Source organism: uncultured Streptococcus sp. (assembly GCF_938036805.1).
In the GTDB taxonomy this organism is placed as follows: Bacteria; Bacillota; Bacilli; order Lactobacillales; family Streptococcaceae; genus Streptococcus.
Window position 1 is genome coordinate 1 of the sequence record NZ_CALHWC010000166.1, and the last position, 18,828, is coordinate 18,828.

Genomic DNA, 18,828 nt, shown 5'->3' on the forward strand with positions numbered 1-18,828 from the left:
AATTTGGTCCACGTTTCCCTGATATGTCTAAATCTTACACTCCAGAATACCGTGCAACTGCTCATCAAGTCGCTGATAAGCTTGGCATTAAGCTGGATGATGGTGTCTATATCGGTGTTACCGGTCCAACTTACGAAACGCCAGCAGAAATCCGTGCTTATAAGACACTCGGAGCAGATGCAGTTGGCATGTCTACTGTTCCAGAAGTCATCGTGGCTGCCCACTCAGGCTTGAAAGTTCTCGGAATTTCATGCATTACCAATCATGCTGCCGGTTTCCAAGAAGAACTCAATCATGAAGAAGTGGTTGAAGTAACAGAGCGTGTCAAAGGTGATTTCAAACGACTGCTTAAAGCTATTCTTGCTGAATTGTAAGAAAATAAAACATCATAGAGAAGGGAGAGCCTGAGTTTCAAACGGACTCGGGCTAACCTTTCTATGACATTTGGTAAATATTTAAACTAAGGAAAGGTAGAGTTAGGTGTTCAGATGTGAACACGAGCGGAAAACTATCTTTCAAAAAAATACAGAAAGGAAGGGCTAACTGTATTCACTGAACTGAATACGGGCGGAGAACTGTGTAAAAAAGATAAACTTTCTAGCATCTGCGATGCGTCGTCAGTTTCCTATTTTTACTTGGTTCTCTGTCGCCCTTTATATCTTAATTTATGTCTATTCATATTGCTGCTAAACAAGGTGAGATTGCTGAAAAAATTCTCTTGCCGGGTGATCCGCTTCGTGCCAAGTTTATTGCGGAAAATTTCCTAGAAGATGCCGTTTGCTTTAACGAAGTGCGGAACATGTTTGGTTACACTGGTACTTACAAGGGTCAGCGGGTTTCTGTCATGGGAACGGGCATGGGAATGCCGTCTATTTCCATCTATGCGCGTGAGCTGATTGTGGACTACGGAGTAAAAAAGCTGATTCGTGTGGGAACGGCTGGTTCTCTGAATGCGGATGTGCACGTTCGTGAATTGGTTTTGGCTCAAGCGGCTGCGACCAACTCAAATATTATCCGCAATGACTGGCCTCAGTATGATTTTCCGCAGATTGCTAGCTTTGACTTGCTGGACAAGGCTTATCATATTTCCAAAGACTTGGGCATGACGACCCATGTCGGAAATGTTTTGTCGTCAGATGTTTTCTATTCGAACTATTTTGAGAAAAATATCGAGCTAGGCAAATGGGGTGTGAAAGCGGTCGAAATGGAAGCTGCAGCCCTTTACTATCTGGCTGCCCAGCACCAAGTAGATGCGCTTGCCATCATGACTATTTCTGATAGCTTGGTCAATCCAGACGAGGATACGACGGCTGAGGAACGGCAAAATACCTTCACCGATATGATGAAGGTTGGTTTGGAAACCTTGATTGATTAAGCATGAATCTAGATTTAAAAGAGGAGATTCTCTTTGCGATTTCCCGTTATGACTATGCTTATGCCTATAAACTGGCGCAGAAGTTGATGGGAAGTTCCTCGATTGTAACTAGCCTGTTGCATATTCTGGTAGAGCGCAGAGAGCTCAATATTCTGCCAGCCATGGATGAAGAGTTGAAGACTGCCTTGCAGACGCAAAGCGGTTTTCAGCTTTTTTGTCATACCGATTTGGCTGACGAGCAACTGGCCAACTATCTCTATGATTTGGAAGCCAAGCTGCGCAATGAGCAGATTATTGATTTCGTTCGAGCGGTCAGTCCAGCGATTTATCGGATTTTTATGCGCTTGATCAAGCTGGAAATCCCTGATATTGACCACTTTATCCATAATTCTCGTGAGGCCAGCTATGACCGCTGGAAGTTTGAGCGGATGCGGGAGTCGGATTATGCTTCCTTACAAGTCTTTCATGCGGAAAGCACGGTCAATTCGTCCAGTCTGACAGAGCTGATTTTGCATTTGGATCTGCCTGAGTCTGTCAAGGAAGAGGTCAGACAGCTGCGGGAGTTGGAGAAATCAGTCCGAAATCCGCTGGCTCATTTGATTAAGCCCTTTGATGAGGCGGAATTGTATCGGACAACGGGCTTTTCATCCCAGCATTTTATGGAGATTTTAGTGGATTTGGCGCGCTTTACAGGGATTGTCTACGATCGGGACCATTTTTATTTTGATCAGGCAAACCGCTTGGTTAGAGCTTTATTGACAGGAGAGGAAAATGGATAAAATACAGCAGTTGCAAGACATGATTGACCAAAGTCAGAATATCGTCTTTTTCGGTGGGGCGGGTGTCTCGACCGAGTCTAATATCCCTGACTTTCGTAGTTCGGATGGGATTTACAGTGTCAAGCTGGGGCGGCATTTCACGGCAGAGCAGCTGGTGTCTCACACCATGTTTGAGCGCTATCCACAGGAGTTTTTCGACTTTTACAAGAAGTACCTGCTCTATCCAGATGCCAAGCCCAATGCGGCTCATGCCTATCTGGCTCATCTGGAGAAGACCGGCAAGCTCAAGGCTGTGGTGACGCAAAATATTGACAGCCTGCACGAAATGGCTGGTTCAAAAAATGTTCTCAAGTTGCACGGCAGTGCGGATAGGAATTTCTGTCTAAACTGTCAGCGATTTTACGATTTGGAGGCTTTTCTTGCTCTGCCTGGGACGGTGCCTTACTGCCCTGACTGTGGCGACATGATCAAACCCGATGTGACCCTCTATGAAGAGCCCTTAGATATGGAGACTTTCCAGCAAGCTGCGCAGGCCATTCATCAAGCCGATCTGCTGATCATCGGAGGTACCTCCTTGGTCGTCTATCCCGCAGCCAGTCTCATCCAATACTTTGCTGGCAAGCATCTAGTCGTTATCAACAAGACCAGCATTCCGCAGGACAAGCAAGCTGACCTCGTCATCGAAGGCAAGATTGGGGAAATTTTGGGCAAATTACGACAATAAAAGAACACCTGATGTGAGCATTGGATGCTTGTTTCAGGTGTTTTACTTTACTTATCAAACTGCACTTCCTCAATCAGATACTCGATAAAGCGCTCGCCCATCTTGGATAGGCTGGCTTTTTCGTGCTGGATATAGACCAGTTCGATCGGATCATCGATATCCAGAGGGATGGAGACGATATTATCACCGTTGAGGTTGCTGTTGAGAATACCGGTCGCAATCGTGTAGCCATCCAGACCGATCAAAAGGTTAAACAGTGTTGCACGATCGCTGACGACGATGGACTTTTTGTGGTGCTCTTGAGAGAGAATTTCCTCAGAAAAGTAGAAGGAGTTGTGAGTACCTTGGTCATAGCTGAGATAAGGGAAATCTTCCAAGTCTGACAGTTGTACCAGCTTTTTCTTGGCCAGCGGATTGGACTTGCTGACAAAGATATGTGGCTGAGCTGTGAAGAGGTGGGTCGCAATCAGATGGCTATCATCCAGCATTTTAGAAAGAACATCGCGGTTGTAGCTATTGAGAAAGAGGACGCCAATCTCGCTGCGGAAGTTCTTCACATCATCAATGATTTCCCAAGTCCGAGTTTCCCGCAGAAAGAGCTCGTATTTCTCCATGTCGCTTTTTTTAAGCAGGGAGACGAAGGCATTGACCACAAAGGCATAGTGCTGGGCAGAGACGCTAAAAAGCTCGCGGTGGGCGACAGGATTTTTGTATCGCTCTTCTAAAAGCTGAGTCTGCTCCACCACTTGGCGGGCATAGGAAAGAAACTCCATGCCGTCTTTGGTCAAGGTAATTCCTTTGGGATTGCGAATGAAAATCTCGATGCCCATTTCATTTTCCAAATCCCGCACGGCGTTGGATAGACTAGGCTGGGTGATAAAAAGTTGCTTGGCAGCCTCATTCATGCTTCCGGTCTCGACGATTTTGATAATGTAGTGTAATTGTTGAATTCTCATAGGTCTATTTTATCACAAATTGGGGATTTTTTCTTGATAAATCAGAAGTTTAGAAAATGTTTGCTTGCTAAAGTTTCCTATGCTAAAATGAAGGAAATAAGGAGGGCGATATGGCCAAAGAGGATGACTATAAAAATCGTTCGGTAGTTGGACCAATTACTATTTTTATAGTCTTTATGACAGTTTGTATCATGCTTCCACTTGGGAAACTAATGCTTATGTGGGGAGCTCACGCTGTTTATAAGGATTTGGAGCGAAAGAGTATGTCCTCGTCTATTTATCAAAAGTCACTAGAGGAGCTTAAGCTAGAAGAGAAAGTTTTAGAGAGAGGAAAGTCTCGTTTTAAATGGACAACGGATGACATCATCAATCTGCAAATAAAGGACGCCGCTGCTGGTCAAAACGGAGCTTCTCTGGACCAAGTCCTTGAAAAACACGGCAAGGCTTCAAGCTTTTTTTATACTGAGAGCAATGGGAATATTGAATTAAGCTATGTCAGTGAGGGTATTCAAGGCCGTCATAGTCATTTAAGGTTGACATTTGAAAAAGATGGAGCAGGCTATCATCTAATTAGAAAGAGCGCGAATATTCTTGATGAGGCCTATCCAACTTTGCCTCAGGGAGATAGTCCCCATCTATGGACAAAGGATGAAATTGCTAGTTTACAAGTTCGTGACGAGAGCACAGGCAATCCTGGTATGTCCTACGAAGAAATCATTCAATTATTTGGCCTACCTAGAGAATCAGAAGTGTTTATTTCGCGCTTGGACGCAGCAGATAGCCAGCATATTGGCTTGGAACTCCAATACTTAACTTCAGATGAAAGATATAATAATGAATGGGTTCATTTAATCTTTCATCGTCAAGAAGATGGCGTCTTTCGGTTGACGACAGTTACTAGTCATATCGATAGAAGAGAAAGATAGGAGGACTTATTGCCTCCTTAGGCAGCCAAAGCAAGCAGAAAAGACGGGGAATTGTGCTTTCTTCTGTATAAACAGACTGAAGTACATTTTGCAATCTCGATCTATTCGTGATATGATGAGTTTTTAGACTGATAAGGAGCAGTGATGAAGAGACAAGAAGATTCGTTTGAAGATATTGCTTTTGAATTAGAAAAGCAAACCTATAAGTCCAAGTTTTTACCAGTCATGGTAGTAGCTATTGTTGTATTTTCTCTCATTGGAACAGCTTTTTTAACACTTTCTCTGTCAGGAAAAAGCAAAGTTAAGCAGGCGCCAATTTCGTCTAGCCAGATTAGTTCATCATCAAATAGTTTGGAAGATGAGAAAGCTGAAGCAGAACAATTGGCTAAAAGTCTTATCGTTTCTCCAGAAAAAAGCGGTCCCTTTCTTTGGACAGTTGAAAAGGCAGTCGCGCTTCCCATAAACAGATACAAGGGCGGAGCCGTCTTGGAAGATGTTTTAAAGGAATTTGGGAAACCAGTTCAAGGTGGGGCCTGGATTGATTTTTTGCCAAATCATAAAGTTCAAAAACATATTCGCCTTATCTGGAAATCGAAAAATGGTAGTACGGGCTATATAGCCTTAACCTTTGCTGAATTTGATGGTGTCTATAAGGTTATTTCAAAATACCACTTTAGCCTTTCAAGTGATAAAATTCATGTGGATAACAATCCTAAAAGATCCTTTTTATGGACGCAAGCATACATCGATAGTCTTGTTATTGGTGCTAGAGAAGGAACAGCCAAAGGTACACCATATGATGAGATTGTTTTAAAAGTCGGCTTACCTCTATATCAGACGATTTCTGGAGACGACAATCAACTGAAGATGCGGGTTGATTATGTTAATCCAGATTCTTGGCAAAATCCAGAACAATTGAAAAGAGTTCATTTAGAATTCTACAAGCAAGAAGATGGTAGATGGCGTTTAGTGTCGAAAGAAAGTACGTAAACTAAATAGACAAGAAAGAGGAGAAAAATGAGGAGGAGTAGTAAGAAAAAACGTGATCTTCATTCGTTTAGAGAGATCAAAAGAGACCTTTATCGTCAACAAAAGCTAAAACGAGAAGAGCTCAGAGTGATGACGATGAAGGAGGAGAAAAAAAGAATTAGCTTGGCTTTTACCCTTCTTTGTTTGGCAATCTCTTTTGCTTTGTTCTTTGGCTTCTATTATTTATCGCAACAAGTTCCTAATAAAGCTGAACTGAAGTACAAATATGACGATAAATCCTCGTCAGTTAGTGGAGACAGCTCGGCTAGTCAGCAAAATGATGATGAATCAAAATTGACCCAAGAACAAAAGGAACTGAAAAAGAAAATTGTTGAGGAAGATGAAGAGAAGTTTGCTTTTAATTGGACATTGGATAATTTTGTAGAGCTCAAGGTGGAAAATGGGGGGACTAATAGTCCAACTTTAGAAGAAGTCATTGCGAATACGGTAAGGGTTCAGCTGTGAGTTTTGGTACAAAAGGATTGACACTAACTTATAAGACAAGAATTATAGATGTTCCGAGATATGGCTCATCGGGACATCCTCAGGAAATCAGTTTGGTTTTTTATGACCCTGATTCGAATGGCAAGAACTATTATTTGATAAGTAAAAGTGCAGTATATTTAGATGACAGTAGCTATCCTTCAGCGACGAAAGACGAATTTGTCTTTAAGTGGAAGCCAGAAGATATGGATACATTAAAAATAGGTGATAGCCAGCATGGCAAAGGCGGGATGACTTATCAAGAGGTTGTTGAGCGTTTTGGACTTCCTTCAGAACTTAATATTTATGGAAGTGGGATGAGCGATAGCCCCTTATCACTACGGGCCAATTATAGAAACTTTCGAAATCTAGAACGAAAATATGATTCAGTAACCTTGATTTTCAAGCGACAGGAAGATGGCAGTTTTTATCTGGCAAATGCAACTAGTGAATTTGATAAGAGCTGGTAAGACTGTGATTCGTTTGAGAACATTTAAAAGTTCTAATGTTTTTTCTGTCTTGACAATCCTTATCGCTAACGATATAATGTTTACAATTTAACCTTTAATCAAGTCCAGTGAGGCTGCAAGGTAGGAAAAACGGTATAAGGGGCAATTTGACTGCCTTGTTTTTTGCGAAACCTTGCTGCGGCGAGGTTTTTTCTTGTAGAAAGTGAGGTTGTCATGGTTAGTGACAGTTGTAAAAAGAGATTTGGCAAGATTATGCTGGAGCAAATGGAGTTGCTGGAGCAAGTAGAAATTGCGCCTCAGATTTTTTCGATGCGGCTGAGAGGCCGGATGGTGAGCCAGATGCAGGTCGGGCAATTCCTGCATATCCGAGTACCAGATGATAGCAAGCTGCTACGGCGTCCGATTTCCATATCGGAGATTGATCGGGAGAAAAATATCTGCCGGATTATCTATCGGGTCGAAGGCGGCGGGACTGCCCTATTCTCTCAGCTTCCTGTCGGTAGCTATCTTGATGTCATGGGACCTCAGGGAAATGGCTTTGATTTGTCTCCGGTAGAAAAGGGTGACAAGGTCTTGATTATTGGTGGTGGTATCGGTGTGCCTCCTCTCTTACAAACAGCGAAAGAACTGCATGCTAAGGGTGCCCAGGTTACAGCGGTATTAGGCTTTGCCAATCAATCTGCTGTTATTTTGGAAGAAGAATTTCGTGAGTGCAGTCAGTTGTTTATCACTACAGATGATGGCAGTTATGGTCAAAAGGGCTATGTATCAACCATTGTTGACGAGCTGACAGAAGATTTTGCTGCAGTCTATTCTTGTGGAGCGCCCGGCATGCTCCAGTATGTGGATCGGAAATTTCACGATCATCCCCATGCCTATCTATCGATGGAGTCTCGGATGGCTTGTGGCATGGGTGCCTGCTATGCCTGTGTCGTTCATGTAGCAGGTCAGGATGAAGCGGTCAATAAGCGGGTTTGTGAAGACGGTCCAGTTTTTGAGACTGGAAGCATCGTGCTTTAGGAGGATAAGGAAATGACTGAAAATCGTTTGAAAATTTCTCTGCCAGGCTTAGAGCTGAAAAATCCAATCATTCCAGCTTCAGGTTGTTTTGGTTTCGGTCAAGAGTATGCCAAATACTATGACTTGGATCTACTGGGCTCTATCATGATCAAGGCGACGACGCAACATCCTCGCTTTGGCAATCCAACGCCCCGTGTGGCTGAGACGCCAGCTGGCATGCTCAATGCTATCGGCCTCCAAAACCCAGGGGTCGATGCAGTTTTGACTGAAAAACTTCCTTGGCTGGCTCAGCACTATCCAGACTTGCCGATTATTGCCAATGTGGCTGGTTTCTCCAATGAAGAATATGCTTATGTATCTGGAAAAATCTCTCAAGCTCCCAATGTCAAAGCCATTGAGCTCAATATTTCCTGCCCCAATGTGGACCATGGCAATGCGGGGCTTTTAATCGGACAAGTCCCTGAGCTAGCCTATGAAGCGGTAAAAGCAGCAGTTGCTGCCTCTCAAGTCCCAGTCTATGTCAAATTGACTCCTAGTGTAGCAGACATTACCCAAGTAGCCAAGGCGGCAGAAGATGCGGGCGCGAGCGGTCTGACCATGATCAATACCTTAGTGGGAATGCGTTTCGACTTGAAAACGAAGCGGCCAATCATTGCCAATGGAACGGGTGGCATGTCTGGTCCAGCTGTCTTTCCTGTGGCGCTCAAGCTGATTCGTCAGGTTGCTCAGTTCACCAAACTGCCAATCATTGGCATGGGGGGAGTTGACTCAGCAGAGGCAGCGCTAGAGATGTTTATCGCTGGTGCATCGGCCATCGGTGTCGGAACAGCGAATTTTACTGACCCGTATGCCTGCCCTAACATTATAGAAAAGCTGCCGCAAGTCATGGATAAATACGGCATTGAAAGCCTAGAAAGCTTGAGAAAAGAAGTCAGAGAAAATTTACTTTAAGCTCGATTTTCTCTTGACAAACTTCCCAGTAAATTATAGAATGTTTAAGATAAAACCTTTAAAGAAGTCCAGAGAGGCTCTAAGGCGCATACGTTTAAAATGGCAGATTCTGCCACATTTTCGTGTAACCTTGCTCTCGGGCAAGGTTTTTTCTATGATTGTAAATCATTGCTATTTTTAGTAAATAATAAGGAGAACCTACCTCATGCGTGAAGAACGTCCTATTATCGCCCTAGACTTTCCATCTTTTGATGATGTCAAAAACTTTCTGGAGCATTTTCCAGAAGATGAAAAACTGTACGTCAAGATCGGCATGGAATTCTTTTATGCCATTGGTCCAGAAATTGTGCATTATTTGAAAGGCTTGGGACATAGTATTTTCCTTGATTTGAAATTGCACGACATTCCTAATACCGTGCGTTCAGCCATGTCTGTTTTGGGAACATTTGGCATTGATATGGTGACGGTTCATGCGGCTGGTGGCGTTGAGATGATGCGGGAGGCTAAAAAAGTTCTCGGTGACAATGCGAAGCTAGTAGCGGTAACCCAGTTGACTTCGACCAGTGAAGAAGACATGCGCGACTGCCAAAATATCCAAACAACCGTGCAAGAATCCGTTGTCAATTATGCCCGCAAGGCCAAGGAAGCTGGGCTGGATGGGGTTGTTTGTTCAGCCTTGGAAGTTGAGCTGATCAAGGAAGCTACGGCGGACGATTTTCTTTGCGTGACACCGGGTATCCGGCCGGCAGGTGCTGAAATCGGTGACCAAAAACGGGTCATGACGCCGCAGGAAGCTCATCAGATTGGCAGCAATTATATTGTGGTTGGTCGTCCGATTATTCAGGCTGAAAATCCTTGGGATGCTTATCACGAGATTAAGAAACAGTGGAACAGCTAAGTAAGAATTTCAAATGAAACCGTCATAGGAAACGAATAGCTTAAAAACAGATGTATAAGGAGTAAAAAATGACTTTAGCCAACGATATTGCACGCGACTTGTTGAAAATCAAAGCGGTTTACTTGAAACCAGAGGAGCCTTTTACTTGGGCTTCTGGGATTAAATCACCGATTTACACAGATAACCGAGTGACTTTGGCCTACCCAGAAACTCGGACTTTGATTGAAAATGGCTTTGTCGAAAAAATTCGCGCGGAATTTCCTGATGTGGAAGTGATTGCGGGCACGGCAACGGCGGGTATTCCTCACGGTGCTATCATCGCCGACAAGATGAATCTACCTTTTGCTTATATCCGCAGCAAACCAAAAGATCACGGGGCGGGCAATCAGATTGAAGGTCGAGTGGCTCCTGGTCAAAAGATGGTTGTGATTGAAGATTTGATTTCCACTGGCGGTTCTGTTTTGGATGCTATTGCGGCAGCTAAGCGTGAAGGAGCGGATGTGATCGGTGCTGCAGCCATTTTCACCTACGAATTGCCAAAGGCGGATAAGAACTTTGCGGATGCAGGCGTGAAGTTAGTGACTTTATCAAACTACACAGAGCTGATCCACTTGGCTGAGCAAGAAGGCTACATCAATGCAGAAGGATTGACTTTGCTGAAGAAGTTCAAAGACGATCAAGAAAACTGGCAAAATTAAGAAGGTACGAGGAGGCGGGACTAGCATGTTCCTGTCTCCTTTTTAGGATTTACTTGGCCTCTGCTCACTTTTTAAAATAGCAAAAAGTGCCTGATTTTGTTATAATAAAGCCATGTCTAAGATTTATCATATCACTTTTTTGATTCTACAAAAAATCATGCTGGTATTGAGTCTTCATTGGCTGTTTACAGCTATTTTTCATGTGTCGCAGTTAAGTAGCTTGGCTCTGATTTTGTTTGGAGTCTTGGCGATCTTAGCGAATCGCTATCGGTTTCAGCTTAAAAAGTTTTATCATTTTCTCATGAGGCACAAGCTTGCCATTGCTTTAGCAGCTCTCCTTTTTCAGCTCATCATGCTCCTATCGGCTGAGCTTTTGATTCGACGGGATGCAGCGGTGGTTTTCACAGGGGCTTTCAAGTACCTGAAGGAGTCCTCTATTTCCAGCTACCTGACGCGCAATCCTAATAATCTGCCCCTCTTTCTCTATGAGCGTTTCTTCTTTAATCTTTTTGGTGAAGCAGCGCTCTGGATCATGCAGGGACTCAATCTTTTTTACGTCAATATTGCGACTTGGATCCTCTACAAAGGCTGTCAGCGATACTTTTCGCAGGCTACAGCAGATGCGGTTTTTAGCCTTTATGTAGCCTTGGTCGGATTTTCGCCTTACTACATGTCCATGTACACGGACATTCCTCCCTTGCCTTTGATTAGTCTACAGATTTTTCTGGCTCTGAGTCTGTTGGAAAATAAGGGGAATAGTCGCCAAATCATTGCTAGAAGCCTTTTATTAGGGATTCTAACCAGTCTTGCCTTTTTGATTCGTCCGACAGTGATGATTCTGCTGATTGCTGTTTTTGGAGTTTTGTTCTTGAGACAAAACTGGAAAAAGTTTTTCTTGACTGCTGCGGTCTTTACTTTAAGCTTTTCAGTAGGCTACCTTCCACTTCATTATGGCCTAGCGCACCAGACCGAAGTGCCGATCATCCAAGGTGAAGGGCTGGCCAAAGGGCCACTGCTTTTCATCAATCTGGGCCTAACCAATATCGGTCACGATCAGGAGGACATGAAGGAAGGATTGTTGCAATACGTGGAACCTGATAAGCGGGCTGACTACAATAACGGCATGTTTGCCAAGGAAAATGTCATCAAGGAAATCAAGCGTCGTCTGAAAGAATACACTCCGCTGACCTTTCTACAACACCTGTATTATAAACACTCTTTGACGGTTGCTGAAGGGAACTTGGGTTGGCTCTATCGCAGTGTTGAAAATGAAAAGACACCTTATATTTCACCGCTTTATGAGTTCACAAAAGACAATGCATTCGCCCAGTTTATCCGTGACTTTTTCCTCAATTCTGATAAGGATAGTTTTCGATTTTATTCGCTGCTCAAGCAGGCAGTTTGGATTATTATGGCTTTGGGGCTGGTCTTTGCCCTTTGGAAATATCGACCAAACGATTCCTTGAATTTCTTAAGCTTGGCAGTTTTCGGTGGCCTGCTCTTTCTGCAGATTTTCGAAGGAGGCAAGACCCGTTATCTGATTCAATTTTTGCCACAGATTTTGATTTTATCTGCTGTTGGCTTGACCCAATATCCGCAGGCTCTAGGAAAATATTATTTTTGGACTAGAAAGAAGGACTCTTTGAAATGACAAGACCTGTTCCTATCTATGAACCGCTTTATACCTTGAAGCCTATTGCCGAGAATATCTGGATTGTCGACGGTGATTTGATTGAGATGGATGCGGTGCTGACAAAGTTGCCTTTTTCTACCCGCATGACGGTCATCAAGTTAGCAAATGGCCAGCTCTGGTGCCATTCACCAATCCAACCAAATCAGGCTTTGTTTGACCAGTTGGACGCTTTGGGACCAGTTGCACACCTCGTTTCACCTAATAAGATCCACTATGCCTATATAGCTGACTGGAAGAAGCGATATCCTGAGTCGATTGCTTGGTCTAGCCCAGGAGTGGAAGAGAGAGCAGCCAAGCAGAAAATACCAGTCTCTTTTGATGAAAAGCTGATAGATAAGGCTCCACAAGCTTGGGCAGGGCAGATAGATCAGTTGGTTTTCAAGGGAAGTGCTTATATTGAGGAAGTTGTCTTTTTTCACAAGGACAGTCAAACCTTAATTTTGACGGATTTGATCGAGAATTTTGAAGCAGAGCGTTTTCCAAGTCCGCTTCGCAGCAAGGCTTATAAATTAGTTCGTGTTGCAGCTCCGGACGGTCAGACTCCTATTGACTACCGTATGACCTTTATCGGTCATCAAAAAGAAGCCAAGGACTGTCTAGGGAAGATGTTAGCATGGGAACCAGAAAAAATTATTCTGGCTCACGGTCGCTGTTTTCTGGAAAATGGAGTAGCAGAACTCAGAAGAGCACTTAGGTGGATTCGATAAAATATCCAATTGTAGGAAATGAGAGGAGACATGTATGCAGCATTCAGCTTGGCACGCTTTGATTAAGGAGCAGCTGCCAGAAGGTTATTTTGCAAAAATCAATCATTTTTTAGACGAAGTGTATGCTTCAGGGATCATTTACCCACCTCGGGAAAAGGTGTTTAATGCGATTCAGACGACAGATTTAGCGGATGTTAAGGTGGTTATTTTGGGGCAGGATCCCTACCACGGACCGAGACAGGCACAGGGCCTGAGTTTTTCTGTGCCTGATGACATTCCAGCTCCGCCTTCTTTGCAGAATATTCTCAAAGAACTGGCGGATGATATCGGCGTGAAAGAGTCGCACGATTTGACTTCCTGGGCTCAGCAAGGTGTTCTCTTGCTCAATGCCGGTCTGACAGTGCCTGCTGGCCAGGCCAATGCCCATGCTGGCTTAATCTGGGAGCCTTTTACAGATGCTATTATCAAGGTCGTCAATTCAAAGACCGATCCAGTTGTCTTTATACTCTGGGGATCTTACGCCCGCAAGAAAAAAGCCCTGATTAGCAATTCCCAACATTTGATAATCGAGTCAGCTCACCCAAGTCCACTGTCTGCGTATCGTGGTTTCTTTGGTAGTAAACCTTTTTCACGGACTAATGATTTTCTGGTGGCTAAAGGCTTGGAACCTATCGATTGGTTAGCTTAGGAGGTAGTATGGTTCAGTTAGCAACGATTTGTTATATCGATAATGGCCGGGAGTTTCTTATGTTGCATCGCAACAAAAAGCCTAACGATGTTCACGCTGGGAAGTGGATTGGTGTCGGTGGCAAGCTAGAGCGTGGAGAAACCCCGCAGGAATGTGCTGCACGCGAGATTCTAGAGGAAACAGGTCTAAAGGCAAAGCCTGTTCTCAAAGGCGTTATTACTTTTCCTGAGTTTACTCCCGACTTGGACTGGTACACCTATGTCTTCAAGGTGACGGAGTTTGAGGGGGAATTGATTGACTGCAACGAAGGTACTTTGGAATGGGTGCCCTATGATCAGGTTCTTTCAAAGCCGACTTGGGAAGGAGATCATACCTTTGTTGAGTGGCTACTGGAGGATAAGCCCTTCTTTTCAGCCAAATTTGTTTATGATGGTGATAAACTGCTCGACACGCAGGTCGATTTTTACGAATAAAGGAGATAGAAAATGCTACTAATCAAGAATGGCCGTGTAATGGATCCTAAGTCTGGTCTGGATCAAGTGTGCGATGTGCTGGTGGAGGGCAAGAAAATTGTCAAAATTGGCCAAAATCTGGAAGCGGCTGATGCCCAAGTTATAGATGCCAGTGGTTTGGTCGTTGCACCCGGTCTGGTCGACATTCACGTTCATTTCCGGGAGCCAGGTCAGACCCATAAAGAAGACATTCACACAGGAGCTTTGGCAGCGGCAGCGGGCGGTTTTACAACGGTTGTTATGATGGCCAATACCAATCCGACCATTTCTACAGTTGAAACTCTGAAAGAAGTGCTGGAGTCGGCTAGTCGAGAAAATATCCATATCAAGTCGATTGCAACAATTACAGAGAATTTTGATGGGCAGCATCTGACAGATTTCCAAGGTCTTTTGGCAGCTGGTGCAGTAGGTTTTTCTGATGACGGTATTCCGCTGACCAACGCTGGGATTGTCCGCCAAGCCTTGATAGAAGCACGTAAAAACGATACTTTTATCAGCTTGCACGAGGAAGACCCAAATCTCAACGGTATCCTCGGCTTCAATGAACATATCGCCAAAGAGCATTTTCATATCTGCGGCGCGACAGGTGTGGCCGAATACAGTATGATTGCTCGCGATGTCATGATTGCTTATGATGCTAAGGCGCATGTCCATATCCAGCATTTGTCCAAGGCTGAAAGTGTCAAGGTTGTCGAGTTTGCCCAAAAACTAGGCGCTCAAGTCACTGCTGAAGCAGCACCTCAGCACTTCTCTAAGACAGAAGCTCTGCTATTGACCAAGGGCAGCAGTGCTAAGATGAATCCGCCTCTGCGCTTAGAATCGGATCGTCTGGCCGTTATCGAAGGGCTGAAGTCTGGCGTCATTTCTGTCATTGCGACGGACCACGCACCGCACCATGCCGACGAGAAAAATGTGGCAGATATTACCAAGGCGCCGTCTGGTATGACTGGTCTTGAGACCTCGCTTTCTCTAGGGCTGACCTATCTGGTGGAAGCAGGGCATCTTAGCCTCATGGAGCTCTTAGAGAAGATGACGGTCAATCCAGCTAGTCTCTACGATTTTAATGCTGGTTTTCTAGCCGAAGAAGGTCCAGCTGACATCACTATTTTCGATCCTAAAGCTGACCGTCTGGTTTCCGACCATTTTGCCTCCAAGGCAGCCAATTCACCTTTTGTTGGCGAAGAACTCAAAGGCCAAGTCAAATATACCATCTGCGATGGAGAAATTGTCTTCCAAGCATAAGCAGACATTCATATAAAATATGAGAGTGGGACAGAAATCGGTAATTCGTTAGAATTCGATTTCGTCGTCCCACCTCCGCACAGTTGAGTAGGGCTGTAAAAGCTGATGAAATCAGCGTAGTAGAGCCCACTCAACCACTGCGTCTTGCTCGACAATCCAAAGACAATTGAGAGGCTAGGACTTTTGTCCCAGCCTCTTTTTTATCAGAAGAAAGATTAAGCTGAAATAGCATTCCCTTTTTACAGAAAAAACAGTATAATAGTAGAAAAAACATAGACTGGAGCTTTTACTTATGAAAAAGAAGCATCTTATTTTACCTGTTTTGTCGACGGTTCTGTTGGCACCTGCCTTTTTGGACCATCAAGTTGCTGCGGATGAGGTTCAGCCAGCAACTGCTGTAGCAAATGTCAGTGACTCAGCTCAAAAACCAGCTGAAACAGATTTGGCACAAGCAGGTGGAGTTTCTGCCGATGAAGCTAGCGTAAATGCGGCCATCGCAGCTAATGCTCAAGATGTATCAGGAGCGTCTGACGCAAGCTTGCCTGAAGCTACCATTCTTCATACAAACGATGTGCACGGTCGTATCGTCGAAGAAAAAGGTGTTATCGGAGATGCCAAACTTGCAACAGTTATCAAGGAAGAACGTGCGAAAAATCCTCAAACACTGGTTGTAGATGCAGGAGATGCTTTCCAAGGTCTGCCAATTTCTAATAGCTCCAAAGGGGAAGAACGCGCGAAGATCCTCAATGAAATCGGCTATGATGCTATGGCGGTCGGAAACCATGAATTTGACTTTGGTTTGGATGAAGCTAAAAAATATAAAGAAATCCTCAATTTCCCACTCCTCAGCGCTAATACCTATGCCAACAATGCGCGTGTCTTCCAAGCATCAACTATTGTTGACAAGGATAAGAATGTAGAAGGTGATGAATTTGTCGTGATCGGGGTGACCACTCCTGAGACAGCTACAAAAACTCACCCAAAAAATATTCAAGGTGTGACTTTCGCGGATCCAATCACAGAGGTTAACCGCGTGATTGATGAAATTGAAGCGCGTGCAGCAGCTGAAGGCAAGACTTACAAAAATTATGTCGTTCTGGCTCACTTGGGTGTGGATACGACGACACCAGTTGAGTGGCGCGGTTCTACCTTGGCTGAAGCCCTTTCTAAAAATGCTAAGCTGAAGGGCAAGCGGGTTACAGTGATTGACGGCCATTCTCACACAGTAGAGTCTACTACTTACGGTGAAAATGTGACCTACAACCAGACTGGTAGTTATTTGCACAATATCGGTAAAGTTACTTTCAAGGCCAACCAACTTCTGGGTAATCCTCAGCAAATCCCAGCTGCAACAGCTAAAAAAGCGACTCCAGATCCAGTTGTAGCAGAGATGGTAAATAAGATTAAGGCCAAATACGACGCAGAAAATGCCAAGGTGGTTGTGGCCAATAGCCCTGTGGAGCTTAATGGTGACCGTGAAAATGTCCGCGTTCGAGAAACCAATCTGGGTAATGTGGTAGCAGATGCCCTTTACAAATACGGACAAACAGGCTTTGCCAATAAAACAGACTTGGCTGTAACCAACGGTGGTGGTTTACGAGAAACGATTTCCAAAGACAAGCCAATTACTAAGGGAAATGTCATCGCTGTATTGCCTTTTGGAAATACCATTTCACAAATCAAGGTAACTGGTCAGAATATCGCAGATATGTTTGCCAAATCTTTGGGCTCAATCCTGCAAGAAAAAGATGGAAAACCTGTCTTGGATGAAAACGGCCAACCATTGCTAGAGCCAAGCGGCGGTTTCTTGCAAGTCTCTGGTGCCAAAGTTTACTATGACACAACTCTGCCAGCAGAGAAACGGATCCTTCGCATTGAAATCAAAAACAAAGAAACAGGTGCTTATGAAGCCCTTGACTTGGCTAAGACCTATTACCTGACAACCAATGACTTCCTAGCAGCAGGTGGTGATGGTTATACCATGCTGGGTGGTGCACGTGAGGAAGGTCCATCTATGGACGTGGCCTTTGCAGAATATCTGGAAAGTGCAGATTTGACAGCCTATGCAGCAATCAATCCAAATTCTCGTACGATTTCCATGTCTGCTAGCAAGGATACAGATGGAGATGGTTACACAGATATCGAGGAAATCCAGCAGGGTACTGATCCAAAAGATGCCACTTCTAAGCCTGGACAAAGCAATCCAGCAAATCCTACCAATCCAACGAACCCAACTAATCCGGCAGCGCCAACAGTTCCAACAAGACCAAGCAGTCCAGTAGTTCCTAGCCAACCTAATCATCCAGTTGTGTCTGAGACAAAACCACAAGAAGGACCTTCTGTTGAGAAGCCAAATACAGCTCAGCCAGCAGCAAATAAGGCAACTTATCAAGCTCCAGCACAGGTTCGTCCGACAGAACTAGCAAGCAAACAAGGAACTCTTCCGAAAACAGGAAGCAAGAATCCTGTCCTTCTTTCCCTCTTCGGACTGGTTCTGGGAACCTTAGGTGTATCAAGCCTGAAAAAAACTCAAAAAGATTAAAAAAATGAGGCTGGGACAAAAGTCCTAGCCTCTCAATTGTTTTTTGGATTGTCGAGCAAGACGCAGTGGTTGAGTGGGCTATACTAGGCTGATTTCATCAGCTTTTACAGCCCTACTCAACTGTGCGGAGGTGGGACGACGAAATCGAATTTTAACGAATTACAGATTTCTGTCCCACTCTCATTTTTTTGGATTTTGCTTGGTTAGGTTGATGCCCCAAGGGATTAGGTTTTCAGTTTTATTTCGAATCCGCTGGATATTGTCTCGATGACGAAGGATGATAATAGCTGCTAAGAGAATGATAATCAGGGTAAAGAGGAAATCATAGCTAGGTAGGATAAAGCCTAAAGCAGGAAAAATCAAGACAGACAGGATAGCCACGCTTGCAGAAATCACACTGGCGAGGGAAATCATACTTCCCAGATAGAGGGTTGTCACAAAGACCAATATCAGATAGACAAAGAAAGCGGGTGAGAAGCCCAGAACAGCTCCTGCACTAGTCGCTACGGCTTTGCCACCCTTAAAGCCAGCAAAGATTGGAAAGGTATGGCCAATCACGGCCAAGAGACCAAAAATCAGTGGTGAAATCCCATCAATATGTAGGAAAAGTGGCAGCAACGTTGCCAGTGTCCCCTTGAAAAAGTCAATGGCAAAGGTGGCAGTGCCGGCCGTCTTACCCAAAATCCGGAAAGTATTGGTCGTGCCAGTATTGCCACTGCCGTATTCGCGCAGGTTCTTTTTAAAGAAAATCTGTCCAATCCACAAACCTGTCGGAATGGAGCCCAGTAAATATGCTAGTAATAATCCAATTATCGTGTTCATCATGATTTTATTATACCATGATTTGGAACTTGGACAAAGGACTATGATAAGAATATTTTAAGTGAATTGTCTAGTCTGACGCCTGCAGCTAAGCTGCCTTTCTCCAAAATCACTTAAAATCCAGATTCTATCAGTCTTTAAAGGGTATTTTGTAGAAAAAAACTTTGCAAAATTTACTAAAAACTTGTAAGATAATAAGGATGACTATCATGCAGGAGGTTCCTTGTGGCAAAAAAGGAAATCAATATTAACAATTACAATGACGATGCCATTCAGGTATTAGAAGGGTTGGATGCGGTCCGCAAACGTCCGG

17 protein-coding genes and 2 pseudogenes are annotated in these 18,828 nt (G+C 44.2%); 17 read left to right on the plus strand and 2 right to left on the minus strand.

Going from position 1 to position 18,828, the window contains the following annotated elements:
- The 4 genes and pseudogenes from Q0191_RS06675 to Q0191_RS06690 all read left to right on the plus strand — a co-directional run.
- Positions 1-374 (plus strand): annotated as a pseudogene (locus tag Q0191_RS06675) (purine-nucleoside phosphorylase); the annotation flags it as partial.
- 293 nt (positions 375-667) lie between these two features.
- A complete protein-coding gene (gene deoD / locus Q0191_RS06680) occupies positions 668-1,375 on the plus strand; it encodes a purine-nucleoside phosphorylase (RefSeq protein WP_297664970.1) in 708 nt (235 codons plus the stop codon).
- 2 nt (positions 1,376-1,377) lie between these two features.
- Positions 1,378-2,154, plus strand: a complete 777-nt coding sequence (locus tag Q0191_RS06685; protein ID WP_297664972.1) for a hypothetical protein — start codon at positions 1,378-1,380, stop codon at positions 2,152-2,154.
- A complete protein-coding gene (locus Q0191_RS06690) occupies positions 2,147-2,878 on the plus strand; it encodes an NAD-dependent protein deacylase (protein WP_148886757.1) in 732 nt (243 codons plus the stop codon). Before Q0191_RS06685 ends, Q0191_RS06690 begins: the two co-directional genes overlap by 8 nt.
- A 47-nt stretch (positions 2,879-2,925) precedes the next feature.
- On the opposite strand, the gene Q0191_RS06695 is transcribed toward Q0191_RS06690, so the two are convergent.
- On the minus strand, positions 2,926-3,834 hold the full coding sequence (locus Q0191_RS06695) for a LysR family transcriptional regulator (protein WP_005589634.1): 909 nt from the start codon (positions 3,832-3,834) through the stop codon (positions 2,926-2,928).
- A gap of 110 nt (positions 3,835-3,944) precedes the next feature.
- Here Q0191_RS06695 and Q0191_RS06700 point away from each other — a divergent pair, with 110 nt between their 5' ends.
- The 13 genes and pseudogenes from Q0191_RS06700 (at position 3,945) to nt5e (ending at position 17,693) form a co-directional block, all read left to right on the plus strand.
- The gene (locus Q0191_RS06700) at positions 3,945-4,760 is read left to right on the plus strand and encodes a hypothetical protein (RefSeq protein WP_297664976.1); all 816 of its coding nucleotides are present in this window, start codon (positions 3,945-3,947) and stop codon (positions 4,758-4,760) included.
- Between the two features lie 144 nt (positions 4,761-4,904).
- Positions 4,905-5,750, plus strand: a complete 846-nt coding sequence (locus tag Q0191_RS06705; RefSeq protein ID WP_297664979.1) for a hypothetical protein — start codon at positions 4,905-4,907, stop codon at positions 5,748-5,750.
- 27 nt (positions 5,751-5,777) lie between these two features.
- Positions 5,778-6,742 (plus strand): annotated as a pseudogene (locus tag Q0191_RS10490) (hypothetical protein).
- A 213-nt stretch (positions 6,743-6,955) separates the two neighbouring features.
- Positions 6,956-7,762, plus strand: coding sequence for a dihydroorotate dehydrogenase electron transfer subunit (locus tag Q0191_RS06720; RefSeq protein ID WP_297664985.1), 807 nt, complete (start codon positions 6,956-6,958; stop codon positions 7,760-7,762).
- A gap of 12 nt (positions 7,763-7,774) precedes the next feature.
- Complete coding sequence (locus Q0191_RS06725) at positions 7,775-8,713, plus strand: dihydroorotate dehydrogenase (protein ID WP_297664987.1); 939 nt, start codon at positions 7,775-7,777, stop codon at positions 8,711-8,713.
- Positions 8,714-8,918: 205 nt separating this feature from the next.
- On the plus strand, positions 8,919-9,611 hold the full coding sequence (gene pyrF, locus Q0191_RS06730; protein WP_015604612.1) for an orotidine-5'-phosphate decarboxylase: 693 nt from the start codon (positions 8,919-8,921) through the stop codon (positions 9,609-9,611).
- Positions 9,612-9,679: 68 nt separating this feature from the next.
- The gene (pyrE, locus tag Q0191_RS06735; RefSeq protein WP_005589648.1) at positions 9,680-10,309 is read left to right on the plus strand and encodes an orotate phosphoribosyltransferase; all 630 of its coding nucleotides are present in this window, start codon (positions 9,680-9,682) and stop codon (positions 10,307-10,309) included.
- 112 nt (positions 10,310-10,421) lie between these two features.
- Positions 10,422-11,960 carry a glycosyltransferase family 39 protein gene (locus tag Q0191_RS06740; protein WP_297664988.1) on the plus strand — a complete coding sequence of 513 codons (1,539 nt, stop codon included), beginning with the start codon at positions 10,422-10,424 and terminating at the stop codon, positions 11,958-11,960.
- The gene (locus Q0191_RS06745; protein ID WP_297664989.1) at positions 11,957-12,709 is read left to right on the plus strand and encodes a DUF4336 domain-containing protein; all 753 of its coding nucleotides are present in this window, start codon (positions 11,957-11,959) and stop codon (positions 12,707-12,709) included. The genes Q0191_RS06740 and Q0191_RS06745 overlap by 4 nt, the downstream gene beginning before the upstream one ends.
- A gap of 34 nt (positions 12,710-12,743) precedes the next feature.
- Complete coding sequence (locus Q0191_RS06750) at positions 12,744-13,397, plus strand: uracil-DNA glycosylase (RefSeq protein WP_297664991.1); 654 nt, start codon at positions 12,744-12,746, stop codon at positions 13,395-13,397.
- Between the two features lie 8 nt (positions 13,398-13,405).
- Positions 13,406-13,870: an 8-oxo-dGTP diphosphatase gene (locus tag Q0191_RS06755; RefSeq protein WP_002904550.1), complete on the plus strand. Its 465-nt coding sequence runs from the start codon at positions 13,406-13,408 to the stop codon at positions 13,868-13,870.
- 12 nt (positions 13,871-13,882) lie between these two features.
- Positions 13,883-15,151: a dihydroorotase gene (locus Q0191_RS06760; RefSeq protein ID WP_297664993.1), complete on the plus strand. Its 1,269-nt coding sequence runs from the start codon at positions 13,883-13,885 to the stop codon at positions 15,149-15,151.
- A 292-nt stretch (positions 15,152-15,443) separates the two neighbouring features.
- Positions 15,444-17,693, plus strand: coding sequence for a cell surface ecto-5'-nucleotidase Nt5e (gene nt5e / locus Q0191_RS06765; RefSeq protein ID WP_297664995.1), 2,250 nt, complete (start codon positions 15,444-15,446; stop codon positions 17,691-17,693).
- A 180-nt stretch (positions 17,694-17,873) separates the two neighbouring features.
- Here nt5e and plsY read toward each other — a convergent pair whose 3' ends face one another.
- Positions 17,874-18,518 (minus strand): glycerol-3-phosphate 1-O-acyltransferase PlsY, encoded by a 645-nt coding sequence (gene plsY, locus Q0191_RS06770; RefSeq protein ID WP_125389859.1) that lies wholly within the window; start codon positions 18,516-18,518, stop codon positions 17,874-17,876.
- Positions 18,519-18,828: the final 310 nt, after the last annotated feature.

What these genes read in the sequence shown, in the direction of transcription:
- deoD (WP_297664970.1), top strand. Translation starts at nt 668, where the DNA reads ATGTCTATTCATATTGCTGCTAAACAAGGTGAGATTGCTGAAAAAATT.
- Q0191_RS06685 (WP_297664972.1), top strand. Translation starts at nt 1,378, where the DNA reads ATGAATCTAGATTTAAAAGAGGAGATTCTCTTTGCGATTTCCCGTTAT.
- Q0191_RS06690 (WP_148886757.1), top strand. Translation starts at nt 2,147, where the DNA reads ATGGATAAAATACAGCAGTTGCAAGACATGATTGACCAAAGTCAGAAT.
- Q0191_RS06695 (WP_005589634.1), bottom strand. Translation starts at nt 3,834, where the DNA reads ATGAGAATTCAACAATTACACTACATTATCAAAATCGTCGAGACCGGA.
- Q0191_RS06700 (WP_297664976.1), top strand. Translation starts at nt 3,945, where the DNA reads ATGGCCAAAGAGGATGACTATAAAAATCGTTCGGTAGTTGGACCAATT.
- Q0191_RS06705 (WP_297664979.1), top strand. Translation starts at nt 4,905, where the DNA reads ATGAAGAGACAAGAAGATTCGTTTGAAGATATTGCTTTTGAATTAGAA.
- Q0191_RS06720 (WP_297664985.1), top strand. Translation starts at nt 6,956, where the DNA reads ATGGTTAGTGACAGTTGTAAAAAGAGATTTGGCAAGATTATGCTGGAG.
- Q0191_RS06725 (WP_297664987.1), top strand. Translation starts at nt 7,775, where the DNA reads ATGACTGAAAATCGTTTGAAAATTTCTCTGCCAGGCTTAGAGCTGAAA.
- pyrF (WP_015604612.1), top strand. Translation starts at nt 8,919, where the DNA reads ATGCGTGAAGAACGTCCTATTATCGCCCTAGACTTTCCATCTTTTGAT.
- pyrE (WP_005589648.1), top strand. Translation starts at nt 9,680, where the DNA reads ATGACTTTAGCCAACGATATTGCACGCGACTTGTTGAAAATCAAAGCG.
- Q0191_RS06740 (WP_297664988.1), top strand. Translation starts at nt 10,422, where the DNA reads ATGTCTAAGATTTATCATATCACTTTTTTGATTCTACAAAAAATCATG.
- Q0191_RS06745 (WP_297664989.1), top strand. Translation starts at nt 11,957, where the DNA reads ATGACAAGACCTGTTCCTATCTATGAACCGCTTTATACCTTGAAGCCT.
- Q0191_RS06750 (WP_297664991.1), top strand. Translation starts at nt 12,744, where the DNA reads ATGCAGCATTCAGCTTGGCACGCTTTGATTAAGGAGCAGCTGCCAGAA.
- Q0191_RS06755 (WP_002904550.1), top strand. Translation starts at nt 13,406, where the DNA reads ATGGTTCAGTTAGCAACGATTTGTTATATCGATAATGGCCGGGAGTTT.
- Q0191_RS06760 (WP_297664993.1), top strand. Translation starts at nt 13,883, where the DNA reads ATGCTACTAATCAAGAATGGCCGTGTAATGGATCCTAAGTCTGGTCTG.
- nt5e (WP_297664995.1), top strand. Translation starts at nt 15,444, where the DNA reads ATGAAAAAGAAGCATCTTATTTTACCTGTTTTGTCGACGGTTCTGTTG.
- plsY (WP_125389859.1), bottom strand. Translation starts at nt 18,518, where the DNA reads ATGATGAACACGATAATTGGATTATTACTAGCATATTTACTGGGCTCC.